Annotated in this window: 11 protein-coding genes; 4 read left to right on the top strand and 7 right to left on the bottom strand. The window is 47.2% G+C overall.

Annotated features, from left to right (window positions below):
• Positions 1–242, bottom strand: a 242-nt coding sequence (locus tag V7D78_RS04970; protein WP_333607328.1) for a hypothetical protein, incomplete at its 3' end; no start/stop codon positions are given.
• Positions 243–488: 246 nt separating this feature from the next.
• Between V7D78_RS04970 and V7D78_RS04965 the strand changes: the two genes are divergently transcribed.
• Entirely contained in the window at positions 489–2,201 is a 1,713-nt protein-coding gene (locus V7D78_RS04965; RefSeq protein ID WP_333607327.1) for an amidohydrolase, read from the top strand.
• Here the strand turns inward: V7D78_RS04965 and V7D78_RS04960 are convergent.
• Entirely contained in the window at positions 2,164–3,087 is a 924-nt protein-coding gene (locus tag V7D78_RS04960) for a LysR family transcriptional regulator (RefSeq protein ID WP_333607326.1), read from the bottom strand. The genes V7D78_RS04965 and V7D78_RS04960 overlap by 38 nt on opposite strands.
• A gap of 454 nt (positions 3,088–3,541) precedes the next feature.
• A complete protein-coding gene (locus V7D78_RS04955) occupies positions 3,542–6,778 on the bottom strand; it encodes a S41 family peptidase (RefSeq protein ID WP_333607325.1) in 3,237 nt (1,078 codons plus the stop codon).
• 242 nt (positions 6,779–7,020) lie between these two features.
• Here V7D78_RS04955 and V7D78_RS04950 point away from each other — a divergent pair, with 242 nt between their 5' ends.
• Both V7D78_RS04950 and V7D78_RS04945 read left to right on the top strand, forming a co-directional pair.
• The gene (locus tag V7D78_RS04950; RefSeq protein ID WP_333607324.1) at positions 7,021–7,707 is read left to right on the top strand and encodes a superoxide dismutase; all 687 of its coding nucleotides are present in this window, start codon (positions 7,021–7,023) and stop codon (positions 7,705–7,707) included.
• A 174-nt stretch (positions 7,708–7,881) separates the two neighbouring features.
• A complete protein-coding gene (locus tag V7D78_RS04945; protein WP_333607323.1) occupies positions 7,882–8,430 on the top strand; it encodes a YaeQ family protein in 549 nt (182 codons plus the stop codon).
• A 40-nt stretch (positions 8,431–8,470) separates the two neighbouring features.
• Here the strand turns inward: V7D78_RS04945 and V7D78_RS04940 are convergent, their stop codons facing one another.
• The 4 genes from V7D78_RS04940 to apbC all read right to left on the bottom strand — a co-directional run bounded on the left by V7D78_RS04940 (position 8,471) and on the right by apbC (position 11,271).
• Positions 8,471–8,971, bottom strand: a complete 501-nt coding sequence (locus V7D78_RS04940; RefSeq protein WP_333607322.1) for a DUF4870 domain-containing protein — start codon at positions 8,969–8,971, stop codon at positions 8,471–8,473.
• A gap of 54 nt (positions 8,972–9,025) precedes the next feature.
• Positions 9,026–9,601: a glutathione S-transferase family protein gene (locus tag V7D78_RS04935; protein ID WP_333607321.1), complete on the bottom strand. Its 576-nt coding sequence runs from the start codon at positions 9,599–9,601 to the stop codon at positions 9,026–9,028.
• 152 nt (positions 9,602–9,753) lie between these two features.
• Positions 9,754–10,347 carry a dCTP deaminase gene (dcd, locus tag V7D78_RS04930; RefSeq protein ID WP_333607320.1) on the bottom strand — a complete coding sequence of 198 codons (594 nt, stop codon included), beginning with the start codon at positions 10,345–10,347 and terminating at the stop codon, positions 9,754–9,756.
• A gap of 3 nt (positions 10,348–10,350) precedes the next feature.
• Positions 10,351–11,271, bottom strand: a complete 921-nt coding sequence (apbC, locus tag V7D78_RS04925) for an iron-sulfur cluster carrier protein ApbC (protein ID WP_333607319.1) — start codon at positions 11,269–11,271, stop codon at positions 10,351–10,353.
• A gap of 139 nt (positions 11,272–11,410) precedes the next feature.
• Between apbC and metG the strand changes: the two genes are divergently transcribed.
• Positions 11,411–13,462: a methionine--tRNA ligase gene (gene metG / locus V7D78_RS04920; protein WP_333607318.1), complete on the top strand. Its 2,052-nt coding sequence runs from the start codon at positions 11,411–11,413 to the stop codon at positions 13,460–13,462.
• Positions 13,463–13,478 lie beyond the last annotated feature (16 nt).

Raw genomic sequence — 13,478 nt, 5'->3', positions numbered from 1 at the left:
GCAGTGTTGGAGGCTGGGATGAGCGTGGTGATTAAATGATCACTCGTAATCTCACCCTGGGGTAAGGATGAACTAAATGTGGGCATGGCAGCAATTTCGAGTAAATTCAGCTCTGCATCTGAAAGCAGACGTTTAATGTGGAAAACTATAATGTCAGCAATTGGCACAAAAGCGCTATGAGCGAATTGCAGCTGTTCAACAATTGGGCTCTTAAGAGAAACAAATGTCGGCTTAGTCGGCATGGCGGACATTCATTTTTCGTAACCTCTGAACATTAGAAAAAATCCGATTCAGAGGTAGATTTATCGCACTCTCAGACACTTGATTGTCTTCATCAAAGCAGTTACCACAAACATATAAATACTAATTTCATGTACATAGCCATTCGCAACACCGATTGCTATCACTGATTCATGATAGTGACTAACTTTTAGACTCACCCCCTCCTGCTACAATGATTAAAGTTTAATCAAGCTGAGAACCACGAAATGAAATTTAGTTACTTATCTATGCTCGTTGCCAGCGGGTTTCTATTCGGCTGCAAACCTGCTGGCGCAGGAGAAGATGCAGAAATGACTGCTGTTCATGCAAAACCTTCAGCGATGGTCTTCACCAACGCCATTATTTATCAGCATCAAACGGCTGACACACTGGTGATCAAAGATGGCCGTATCGCTTTTATTGGTAAAGCAGAAGCTGCGCAGAAACAGTATCCAAACTTGGGTAACTGGCAGGATTTAGAAGGGGCATTTATCGGCCCTGGATTTATCGATAACCACAATCATGTGTTTGAAGCTGATGCTGAGATTGGCGGTGATTGTGATTTGTCTGATGCTCAAAGTATCCGTGGTTACGAGCAAGTGCTGGTTCAATGCAAGCACGAATTGGCCCCCCAAACAGATGAATGGTTAATGGGCTATGGCCATGAGCTAGCTAAGCTGCTTACTCTGTCAGATGAATCCCCATTAGAAATGCTCGACCGCCTGTTCCCTAGCAACCCGGTGGTGATCATGGAACAAACTTCGCATTCCATGTGGGTGAATAGCACAGCATTTAAACTTGCGGGGATCAATGACAAATCCACCGACCCGCAAGGTGGTCGCATCTTACGTGAAACCGATGGCAGTCTCAGCGGAATTCTGCTGGATAATGCTGGCGACCGCTTGTTTGAGATCGCTTGGAATCAGCAACCGGATTTACAAAATGCGCACAAGCGTGGGTTACGCAACGGACTTCGCCAATTGGCTGAGAATGGCATTACGACTGTTGGTGATGGACGACTGTATTGGAAGCGTGGTTGGCTGGATACCTGGCAACAGCTGGAAAAACAAAAGCAGTTAACTGCGCGTGTCAGTATCCGCCCATGGATTTATCCTGCCGACCCTGCAGCACCGCAGCTGGAATTTTTCCGCAAAGTTTATCAACCGGATGCAACCCGGTTGCTGGTTATCAATCAAGTGAAGCTATACAGCGATGGTTTATTACAAAACGGCACCGCTCGATTACTGCAGCCATACCGTGAAACGATTAATCCTGACTTACCGACAGGGTTAGATTACATCGCGCCGGATCAAATGAAGTGGTGGTTGGTGGAACTGGATAAAATTGGTTATGGTGCTCACATCCATGCCATCGGTGATGGTGGGACACGCAATGCACTTGACGCTGTTGAATCTGCCCGCCAAGCAGGTTCGGAGCAATTGTATGGCTTAACCCATCTTGAATTAGTGCAAGTTGAAGACTTCGGTAGATTTAAACAATTATCTGTTGATGCAGACATGCAAATTGGCAATGAAGGTACTTTGCATGCAGATCATCATTGGGCTGATACATGGTTAGGTCACGAGCGCGCCGCTCATTTAATGCCGGTGAGAGCATTTCTTGCTGCCGGTGCAAACCTTACCCTGAGTAGCGATTGGAACGTCAATCAGCTCAATCCGCTCATTAGTATTGCCAACGCATTGGAGTTAAAAGGTCAGTCCTTCCCAGACGTTGATACAGCGATTGCGGCCTATACAATTAATGCTGCACAAGCTTTAGGTCTCGCTGAACAAACGGGCTCACTGACTGTCGGTAAAGCTGCCGATTTGGTGGTGATTGATCAGGATATCAGTCGGGTTAAACCCGCTAAAATCCGTCAGGCGAAGTTCTTATTAACAATGCTCAACGGTCAGGTGGTGTATCAGAGTCCAGATTATTAAGAGTCTGACAAACTAACCTTAACCAACTGCTGATGATAGTTTTGTGCTGGCTTCCCAGAGGCCAGCGTAATTCCAAACGACGGCGCATTGTCGATAACTCAGTGTTCACGTGCAACAACGCTAATTGACCTGCTTGTATGCCAGATGCCACCATCAAGGCTGGGAGTAAGGCAACGCAGTCAGTTTTTAATAGCACACCTTTGAGCGTACTAAAGTCTGCAATCTGACTAGAATAGCCACTGTAACCGCTCTCATCGGCAGACTGTTGATAATCCTCCGCCCAAATTAACTCGCGAAATGGCGCTAAGTCTGCGACCCCAATACTTGGTTTTCCGGCAAGCGGATGGCCCTTTCTTACCGTGAAGACTTCATCATAAAAACCAACGCGGCAATAGTCGTAACGACTGCTATGCAGTTCGATGCTCTCATGCAACAGCACCACATCAAATAAACCGTCGGTCAGGCCTTGTGCTAACTCTTCTTCATTCTGTGTAATGATGCGGACCTGAACCTGCGGTTGCTTTTGCATAAAGCCGACAATGGCATCGGTTAAAAGTTGTTGTGGAATGTGGGGCGCAACACCGACCACAAGTACCAGTTGCTTATGTTGTTGTAAAGCATGCGCTGCCGCTTGTAAGCGATTTGATTGTGCCACGGTGTGCTGAGCTAACGGTAATAAAGTATGGCCATCTGGACTTAGCTGCAGACTGTTGCCAGTTCGAGTAAACAACTCTAAATTCAGCTCTGCCTCCAAGTCTGCAATCCAACCACTTAATTGCGATTGTCGTTTACCCAATACTCTGGCCGCAGCAGAAATTGACCCTAATTCAGCACTGAGTACAAAAGCCTGCAGGTATTGGAGTGAAAAAGTATTTAGTGATTGCATAACCTCAACCTGGATTACAAATTTTTTATGATTAGCACACTGCGCCCATTGAGGATCTGATTCGAATCAGTATCTGGAGCAGCTATCAAAGTGCCAACTGCAATAAACGCATCATTTGTACTCTATTTATGTATGACAAAGAAGATACATGCCATTAAATGAAGTTGAAAAATTCTAATGTCTTAGAATCTCAGAGTCACTCATCTTTATCTGTTCAGTCTGTCTGCTTTTAGTTAAAAGCGAACTTTTGAAAACTGAAATGCACATGTCTGCTTTTGGCACTAAGCAGCCTATAACTTACCAAACAAAGTACCAGCAACAAGCAGGTTTCACAACACCGCGAAAAATCGCCTTACCCGCATGGGTTAATGGGATTAAGTTCAGATAAAAGGGGCGCAATAATGCGCCCCTACTCTGACTAACAGCTGGATTGGCGGCTGCTAACAACACTTTGTTAGCGCAGCTGTTTCATTAACTCCTGCACTGCACGCTCTAGCTGTTGGTCACGGCCAAAGTCTATGATGCCGGGTTGGTTTTGAATCATAATGTCTGGCGGTGTTTGGTTATTCTCCAACCACTCACCGGCCATATTTTTAGCACTAACCGGCACCGTGCCCCAGCGACCGCCTAATGGCAAGGCTTCCCAACCTGCAAAGCTGCAGGTGCCGGGTACCGGCATGCCGACTGATTTGCCCAGCTTTAAATCTTTAAAAGCACTGGCATAACAATGGCCGTCGCTGTACATGGCTTCGTTAAATAGCGTAATAATGGGTTTGGTGTAACGCGATGTTGGCTCACCACCCACTACCCGATCTGCAGTGGCATAAGTTAAAAAGGGCTTACCGGTAAAAAACATCGCCAAATCGGCAACCAAATCACCGCCACCATTAAAGCGGGTATCAATGACCATGGCTTTTTTATCTGAAAAACGGCCCATCATATCGTTGTAAACATCACGATAAGGGCCATCAGCCATACCCGGAATATGCACATATCCCAGCTGACCATTGCTGCGCTTGAGAACGTCTTGCTCATTGATTTTAACAAAGCGTTGGTACAGTAAGGCTTGCTGCTGAGCCAGAGTGATGGGTTTTACCACCAACTGCTTAGTCTCGCCTTGCAAATTCCTGATATACAATAACACAAAAGTACCGGCTTTGCGGTTTAATAAGGCCGCCCAGTCAATATCAGTGGCAACCGGCTCACCGTCAATTTTTTCAATAACCATGCCTGTGGTGACATTAAAGGCGGCTCTATCTAAGGGGCCACCGGCAATCACTTCAGTAATTTTTATGCCCACACCCTGGTGGCTATAGTCATAAAACACACCTAAAGCGGCGGTAGCATCACCCTTGCTGTTATTTGGCCGGTAACTGGCGCCGGAATGCGACACGTTTAACTCGCCGAGCATTTCACTGAGTAACTCGGTAAACTCCCATTCATTGCTAACGTGCGCTACTTTAGGTTGGTATTCAGTGTGCATTAGCGCCCAATCGACGGCATGATAGCTGGGTTCGTAAAACACCTTGGCGTTGCGTAACCACACATGCTCAAAGGCGTACTGCCGTACCGCATCGTAGTCAATCTGCGTAGTAGCTTTAATACTGATACCTTCACGCTTGCCCGCGGCCAGGTCCAGCTTAGACATGCTGCCTTCTGCCAATAAATACAGGGTTTCCATGGCCGGATCCCACTGTAAAGCGCCACCACGCACCCCCAAAGTAATGGCCTTTTTAGTTTCTTTGGTGCGCAGGTTGGTCATCCATAAATCGTGCTTATCTTCAAACCGCGATAAGTAGTACAAGGTGTCGCCTGCTTTATTCAGCACCGCATCTGCCAACTGCGATGAGTGAATAGTCAGTTTAGCAACACGTTCGTCTAACCTATCCCACTCCAGCGCTATTGGTGCGACCGTTTTGTCCTTGCTCTTTTTGTCTTCTTTGTCCTTGTCATCCTTGGCTTTGTCATCGCTTTCTTTGGCTTTGGCCGCCTCTTTAATGGCCTGCATCAGTTTAAAATCATCTTCACTTAAGCGGAATTCATCCCAGGCTCCCTGGGTGAAAAACAAAGTGTACACATCAAACTCAGCGCGACCACTGGTCGCATAGCTTCTTAAGCCATCTCTATTACTAAACCAGAGGATTTGCTTGCCAGCATTGGCCCATTTCGGCGACACATCATTGTAACCACTGGGAATGAGCACCCGCATAGGCTCACCGCCGTTGGCATTAATCATCGCCACATCAGAATTGTGTAACCATTTGCGATATTCAAACAATATCCACTGGCTATCCGGGCTCCAACTAAAGGTTTTATCACCATCGCTAAAGTGAATAGCGCTGTCGGGGGTGAGCAAGGTCACACTGTTGCCGCTGCTCAGATCCATTACTTTGAGGGTGCGGCGATCTTCAACATAGGCTAATTTTTTACCATCAGGCGACATTTGCGGTTGGTAGTTGTCTTTGTCATTACTAATTAGCGGCGTTTCATTGATTAAGGTCGCAGCATAAAAAAATGGCTCTTCTGAACGCACTTTAGTTGCTTTATAAATACTCCAGCGACCATCACGCTCACCGCCATAGAGTAAATAATCGCCCTCGGCTGAAAAGCTGACAAAACCTTCTCTACTGGCGGTGTGAGTAATTTGCTTGGTAAAGGCGCCATCAACCGACGATACAAACACATCGCCATGCGCCACAAACGCAATTTCTTTGCCGTTTGGTGACAATACCATCTCAGATATTTTCGCGTTAACCGGTAACATTTCCTGGTTATTATCCACATCCTGAGTACGGATGCTCACCTTCACTTGCTGCGGCTGGCCAGACTCGGGGATGGTGTACAGCTTGCCATGATAACTAAATGCCAGGGTGCCATTACCGTGCGATAAAAAGCGTACCGGGTGTAAGGTAAAGTGCGTCAGCTGGGTATTGCGTGAAGGTCTATTCATATCCAGCCGGTGCACGTTAAAGCTACCACTCTCTTCACTGAGGTAAAACAGAATATTATTGTCTTTGGCAAACACCGGGTTTCTGTCTTCACCGGCAAAGGTAGTGATTTGCTTATGTTCTTTACTCACCATGTCATAGCGCCAGATATCGCGTGTTGCTGAGCTTTTATGTTTTTTGCGCCAGGGGTTTTCCGCCCCTTTTTGATCATGGTAAATCAGCGTTTTACCATCAAGGCTTACTTGCACATCATCAGCTGGAACCGTAAAAATCTGCTCAACCCGACCGCCGGTTACCGGTACCTGATACAATTCTGGCAGGCGGCCACTTGGATACTGACGATGTGTCGCCAGATCCATCCGTTGCCCCGAAAAAATTACCTGAGTATTATCTGCACTAAAGGCATAAGGTTGTTCATTGGTAGAATGAAAGGTCAACCGGGTTGCCTGTCCACCACGCGAATCCATCACAAACACATCAAAATGGCCAAAACGATCCGAGGCAAACGCAATCTGTTTGCCATCATGGCTCCATACCGGGCTGTAATCGTGGGCTTTATGAAATGTCAGACGAGTGGCCTGGCCGCCTTGAGCCGGTACAGCATAAATATCACCCTTATAAGTAAAAGCGATGGTTTGGCCATCAGGTGAAATAGCCGGATAACGTATCCATTCTGGGTCTACTTCAGCCACGCTTATCGCGCTGAAAAAAACCAGAGTTGCCATAATTAACAAACGCTTCATAGTTTTCCTTTAGTAAAAATTGCTGCCTACACCCAAGCTGCAAGCAAGCGGCTAGCCAAAATGAAATATCATACCTAAATCTGCTTGATAGTGATGCGATTATCACAGACAAATTGTTAGCAAATATGCCTGGCGTAACGCCAGGGTTTTAGTACAAACCGATCCCAATGCTGCCGCGGGCTGTACATATAGCCTGATAAGCTTTAGGCTTGTCATAATTTTGCAACAATGGAGCCGTGACGATGATAAAAACCCTCTGCCTGAGCAGCTTACTGTGGTTGGCCAGCAGCCTGCCCGCTTTTGCCGCCTTTACTCTGGCGCCTTTGCCCTACGCTTATGATGCATTGGAGCCGGTGATTGATAAAGCCACGATGCAAATTCACCATGGCCGGCACCATCAGGCCTATGTCACCAATTTAAATGCCCAGATAAGCGAGTACCCTGAACTGGCTAAGTTGGATTTAGTCAGCATGATGCAACGTATGTCTGAGTTTAATGACGCTGTGCGTAATAATGGCGGCGGCCACTATAACCACCAGCTGTTTTGGCAGGTAATGGCAGCACCAGGCAGTGGCGGTGAGCCATCAAAAGCCTTGTTAGAAGCCATAGATCGGCAATTTGGCTCCTTTGATAACATGAAAACACAATTTAATCAGGCCGCGGCCACCCGCTTTGGTTCAGGTTGGGCCTGGTTAATCGTTAACGACAAACAGCAGTTGCAGATTACCTCTACGGCTAATCAGGATAACCCGCTAATGGATATTAACCCGGTGCGCGGCACGCCAATACTGGCATTGGATGTGTGGGAGCATGCCTATTATCTGCAATACCAAAACCGCCGTGGCAGCTATGCTGATGCCTGGTGGACTGTGGTTAACTGGCATAAAGTGAATAGACTGTTTGCAGAGGCAATGACCACAACCCATTAAACCCAGCCCTTCGGCGACGCGCTAAGGCGTGCTTCGAGCACAGATAATTGTGCTGCAGCAAACGCAGTGTCAGAGTACACTGCGTTTTTTTATCTGCCGCTGCTGGCAGAGCAACTTAAAATACAACACCTACAGCAAGATTTTAAAGCTAAGTAGCGTAAGGCATCTGAACATATGGCGTTAAAAGCAACGGTATTTAAGGTTCAGCTGCAAATAGCAGATATGGACCGACACTATTATCAGGATCACAGTTTAACCCTGGCGCAGCATCCGTCAGAAAATGATGAGCGCATGATGGTACGCTTGCTGGCCTTTGCGCTGAATGCCTCTGAAACCCTGACCTTTACCAAGGGCCTCAGTGGTGAAGATGAGCAAGCTGAATTATGGGATTGCAGCCTAAGCGGCGAAGTTAACCTTTGGGTTGAATTTGGCCAAAGCGATGAAAAGTGGCTACGCAAAGCCTGCGGCCGCGCCAGACAAGTGCAGTTGTATTGTTATGGCGGGCGCAGTGTACCGGTGTGGTGGAAAAACAGCGAGCAGGCGCTACAGCGGTATCAAAACCTCAGCGTTTATGACATACCAGAAGAGGCGGTAAAAGCCATGGCAAGCCTGGTCAGCCGCAATATGCAGCTGCAGGTCAGTATTAGCGAAGGGCAAATCTGGCTGTCTGATCAGCAAAACAGTGTCTTAATAGAGCCGGTATGCCTGAAACAAGCGCAGTAACCGGCTTGATTTGCTGAAGTTCTTTAGGTGGTATTCTCGGCTAGTCGCTGCTGGTATCGGCCACCATGCCAGCTTCGGCTACCGAGAAAAAATTAAAAGCCAGCGGGTAGTTTTCGATGCGCCCTTCTTTTGCTCTTATTGCCCCCTGAATAATAAAAATGATGGAGCAAATTAACAGCACCAGCAACATCACAACGCCAATAAACACAAAGGTTAACAGTAGTGATACCAGCAAATAGATAAAGGCACTGATTATCCAGTTAGCAATAATGCGGCCTTGCTGATCAATATAGGGGGTTTCTTTTTTATATAACCACATCACCAGTGGCAGCACCCAGCCTAAAACCGGAAGCACAAAGGCAAAAAACAACGCAAAGTGCATTAGCATGGAGTAAAGTTTTTCATCTTCAATAAAGCGGTTTAATGCGAGTCTGATATCGGCTTGTGCCAGAATGCGGGCCTTTTGTTCGGCAAACTCTTCTTCTGTTAACATACCCTGCTCTTTTAATTTGGCGAGTTTTTCAAGTTGCTCTAACTTCATCCGTTGCTCCTTTTAGCTGGCTATTAAGCCAGCCTTTATATATGGATTAGCGTCTCACAGGATCCGTGGATCCGACAAGGCCACGGCGGCTTCTGATTGATGTTGCTGCAAAAAGGCCTGCAGTTTTGGATAATGCGCTAATGATGTTAGCTCCCGAAAACTAATCCAATCCAGTAAGCAGTATAAAGCGATGGCCGGATACTGCCATTTGCTAAACTCCCCTGCGGCCACTAACTGCTCTAATGCCGCCAGCGCACCGCTCACTCTTTCATGCTGCAGGCTAAAAAACAATTTATCTTCCAGAATATTAAAGCCCGAGCGTTTGCACAGCAGCAGCTCAACCAGCGAATCATTAGCAGCATTAATCAGCGTTAATTGATTTTCTTCAGCCCAACTTAGCGCGGCAAAACCAAACTTATCGGCCAGATAGCGGAAAATCACCCCGGAGTCATAAATAACCTGTTCATGATCTAACAGCATAGGGATTTTGCGCGCCGGGTTATAATTAATCAGTGTCGCCCGATCCGGGCCGTCGAAGATATTTAAATTAACAAACTGATAGGCCTCATTGGCCAGTAACAGGCGAATACGTCGCACATAAGGTGAAGTTTGAGAGCCGTACAGTTTCATAGTTTCTCCAAAACAGTGGTGTAATGAGAAAATTATTTGCGCTGTCTATTGCCAAGCTATGCAATTTTACTGCATAATCATTTCGCTTCATTTTTGCTTTATAGCTTTGGCCCATGTTTTTACATGGGCTTTTTATTTAGCCAAATCCCGGCTTAAAGCCCTTTGTCATCATGGCCAATACGGCTGGCCACTGCCCCGGTTTGTTGCTGGTATTTTGCATCGGTGCGCTTGTTATAAGGCCGGTCGGCAGCACCTGTCATTAATTCAAAATTCAGTGCGCCAATTTTCATATGTGGCCGCAGCGCCAAAGGCAGCTTACCGCTATTATAGAACTCCAGCACAATATTGCCCGACCAACCCGGATCAATCCGATGCGCAGTGACATGCACCATCAGCCCCAGGCGTGCCAGTGAAGAACGGCCATCCAGCCAACCGACAATATCAGAGGGTAAGGTCACTGACTCCTGGGTCACCCCCAGCGCCAACTCACTGGGGTGCAAAATAAACACCGCGTCATCAGCAATGTAAATTTCATCACTCATTACCGAGTTTAAGGCTTTGTCCACTTCGGCTCTGGGGCCACTTAAATCAATATAGGGTGCAGCATGCGCCTGAAATACCCGGAATTTGTTGCCAAGCCGGATATCGACACTGACGCCGCTAATCATATCCTGCGCCGGCATCGGCTCGATGCGGATTTTCCCCTCAGCTAAATGCTGCTCTATATCACGATCACACAATCTCATGCTTTAATCATCCGTTATAATAATGTCTACTGCTTGCCCCGCCGTGGCGGTTAAACTTGCCAGATTAGTTAACAATTGCCCGGCCATTGTACGGTAAATATCAGCAATTGCCTGCTGTTTTAACACCGAAGGCACACCGTCATCGGCCTGTAACCGGATATCACGCAGCAATGGAAGCTGGCCTAGCACCGGCAACTGATAGCGTTGGGCCAGCGCCACCCCACCGTCACTGCCAAAAATATCATCGGTTTCACCGCAGTGCGGGCACTGGTAAAAACTCATGTTTTCAATTAAGCCCAGTACCGGAATTTTCACCTGACCAAACATCACTATGGCTTTTTTCGCATCAGCCAGCGCCACATCCTGCGGCGTGGTGACAATTATCGCGCCACTGACCGGTAATTTTTGTGACAACGTAAGCTGAATATCGCCAGTGCCCGGCGGCATATCGACTATCAACACATCCAGTTCAGGCCACTGCGTTTCTTGCAACAGCTGCAATAATGCCTGACTGGCCATAGGACCGCGCCAGACGGAGGCTTTATCCGGGTCGACTAAAAAGCCTATTGAATTGACCGCCAATCCAAAAGCCTGCATTGGTAACATGCTTTTATTATCAGGTGACTGTATTTTCTGACCACTGAGCCCAAGCATAGTGGGAATAGAGGGGCCATAAATGTCGGCATCCAATAAACCGGTTTTAACGCCCAGTTGCGCCAGACTCACCGCAAGATTAACCGCCGTAGTAGATTTACCTACTCCGCCTTTACCTGAGGCTACCAACACCAGATGCTTAATACTGCCATAACGAGCAGGAGCTTGCCTTAACAGTGATATTATTGTTGATACATCAGCCGTTATTGACAATGTATTAGCGGTATTGGCTGTGGTTGCTTTCCCCGCATTTTTTAACCAGCCGAACATACTGACTCCAAACATACGCCAAAAGGCGTGTTAACCCCGGTTATTTCCTGACAATACTCGTTTGCCGGATGCGATTTGTTGCTGGGTATTGTATCATTAAGCAACTTAATTTCAGTTATTTATGCAAGAGCGACTATTGATGTCAACACGGAAAATTCTGATCACCTCAGCCCTGCCTTATGCCAATGGCCCTATTCACCTGGGACACCTGCTGGAATATATTCAAACGGACATCTGGTCCCGATTTCAAAAGGGTCGCGGTCACCAATGTTATTATGTCTGTGCCGATGATGCCCATGGCACCCCTATTATGCTCAAAGCGCAGCAACAGGGTATTAGCCCGGAAGAGATGATTGCGCAAACTAAAATTGAACACGAAGCCGATTTCGCCGGTTTTGGTATTGCTTTTGATAATTATTATTCTACTCACAGCGACGAAAACCGCGCCTTTGCCAGTCTGATTTATCAGCGGCTGGATGAGCGCGGTTATATCAAACGTAAAATTATCAGTCAGCTGTATGACCCGCAGAAAAATATGTTTTTACCCGATCGCTTTGTCAAAGGGGATTGCCCTAAATGTGGCGCCCTTGATCAAAACGGCGACAGCTGTGATGTTTGTGGCGCCACCTATAGCCCCACTGACGTTAAAAACCCGCGCTCAGTAGTATCTGGTGCTACCCCGGTTTTAAAAGACAGCGAGCATTACTTTTTTGATTTGCCGGCCTTTGGCCAGATGCTGCAAGACTGGACCCGCAGTGGCGCTTTGCAGGAAGAAATGGCCAACAAACTGCAGGAATGGTTTACCGATGGCCTGCAAATGTGGGATATCAGCCGTGATGCGCCCTACTTTGGTTTTGAGATTCCAGGCGCACCGGGTAAGTTTTTCTATGTCTGGCTGGATGCGCCCATTGGTTATCTGGCCAGCTTTAAAAACTTCTGTGATAAGCAGCAAATCGATTTTGACAGCTTTTGGCGCGAAGACTCCAGCGCCGAGGTGTATCACTTTATTGGTAAAGACATTATTTATTTTCATAGCCTATTCTGGCCAGCCATGCTGCATGGCGCAGGCTTCAGAAAGCCCAATGCCGTTTTTGCCCATGGCTTTGTCACCGTTAACGGCGCGAAAATGTCTAAATCGCGCGGCACCTTTATTAAAGCCCGCACCTATTTAGATCATTTAAACCCGGAATATCTGCGCTATTACTTCGCCTCTAAGCTGACCAGCGGCATTACCGATCTGGATTTAAATCTGGATGATTTCAGCCAAAAAGTGAATGCCGATTTAGTCGGTAAAGTGGTGAATATCGCCAGTCGTTGCGCCGGCTTTATTACTAAGCGCTTTGATGGCAAGCTTGCCGCAACTGTGGCTGAGCCGGCCTTACTGGCGGAATTTGTCGCCGCAGGCGATAGTATTGCTGATAGCTTTGAAAAGCGTGAATTCGCCCGGGCTATTCGCGACATTATGGCGTTGGCCGATAAAGCTAACCAGTACATTGATGCCAAAGCGCCTTGGGTGCTGGTCAAAGATGACACGCGCCAGACAGAAGCCCATGATGTTTGTTCTATGGGATTAAACCTGTTCCGCGTACTGATGCATTATTTAAAGCCGGTACTGCCATTAATGGCCAGCGAAGTAGAAGCCTTTTTAAATGATGAACTTAACTGGCATAGTTACCAGCTGCCATTGCTGAACCATAGCATCAATACCTTTAAACCGCTGATGCAGCGGGTTGATCCGGTAAAAGTCAATGCGATGGTCTCGGCGTCTACCGAACACTTGCAACCAAGCAATCAGACGCAACCATTAGCAGATAAGCATAATAACACTGATAACTCTGCAGCTGCGCGCGAGCCTATTGCCCAAACCATTAGCATCGAAGACTTTATGAAAGTGGATTTACGGGTGGCTAAAATCATCAGTGCCAGTGCGGTAGAAGGGGCTGATAAACTGGTGCAGTTACAACTGGATATTGGTGCCGGTGAGCAACGTCAGGTATTTGCTGGTATTAAAGCTGCCTATGCCCCAGAGGATTTAGTTGGTCGTTATACGGTAATGGTGGCAAATCTGGCACCTCGTAAAATGCGCTTTGGTTTATCAGAGGGTATGGTACTGGCTGCAGGGCCTGGTGGCAGCGACTTATTTATTTTGTCGCCAGACAGCGGTGCAACAGCCGGTATGCGCGTTAAATAAGGAGTTAGCCCAGCTT

This window comes from Arsukibacterium sp. (assembly GCF_036735525.1).
GTDB lineage: Bacteria > Pseudomonadota > Gammaproteobacteria > Enterobacterales > Alteromonadaceae > Alishewanella.
This window is presented reverse-complemented; position numbering and strand designations above follow the sequence as displayed.

Excerpts from the sequence above, each read along its gene's own strand:
- V7D78_RS04965 (WP_333607327.1), top strand. The coding sequence starts at position 489 with ATGAAATTTAGTTACTTATCTATGCTCGTTGCCAGCGGGTTTCTATTC.
- V7D78_RS04960 (WP_333607326.1), bottom strand. The coding sequence starts at position 3,087 with ATGCAATCACTAAATACTTTTTCACTCCAATACCTGCAGGCTTTTGTA.
- V7D78_RS04955 (WP_333607325.1), bottom strand. The coding sequence starts at position 6,778 with ATGAAGCGTTTGTTAATTATGGCAACTCTGGTTTTTTTCAGCGCGATA.
- V7D78_RS04950 (WP_333607324.1), top strand. The coding sequence starts at position 7,021 with ATGATAAAAACCCTCTGCCTGAGCAGCTTACTGTGGTTGGCCAGCAGC.
- V7D78_RS04945 (WP_333607323.1), top strand. The coding sequence starts at position 7,882 with ATGGCGTTAAAAGCAACGGTATTTAAGGTTCAGCTGCAAATAGCAGAT.
- V7D78_RS04940 (WP_333607322.1), bottom strand. The coding sequence starts at position 8,971 with ATGAAGTTAGAGCAACTTGAAAAACTCGCCAAATTAAAAGAGCAGGGT.
- V7D78_RS04935 (WP_333607321.1), bottom strand. The coding sequence starts at position 9,601 with ATGAAACTGTACGGCTCTCAAACTTCACCTTATGTGCGACGTATTCGC.
- dcd (WP_333607320.1), bottom strand. The coding sequence starts at position 10,347 with ATGAGATTGTGTGATCGTGATATAGAGCAGCATTTAGCTGAGGGGAAA.
- apbC (WP_333607319.1), bottom strand. The coding sequence starts at position 11,271 with ATGTTCGGCTGGTTAAAAAATGCGGGGAAAGCAACCACAGCCAATACC.
- metG (WP_333607318.1), top strand. The coding sequence starts at position 11,411 with ATGTCAACACGGAAAATTCTGATCACCTCAGCCCTGCCTTATGCCAAT.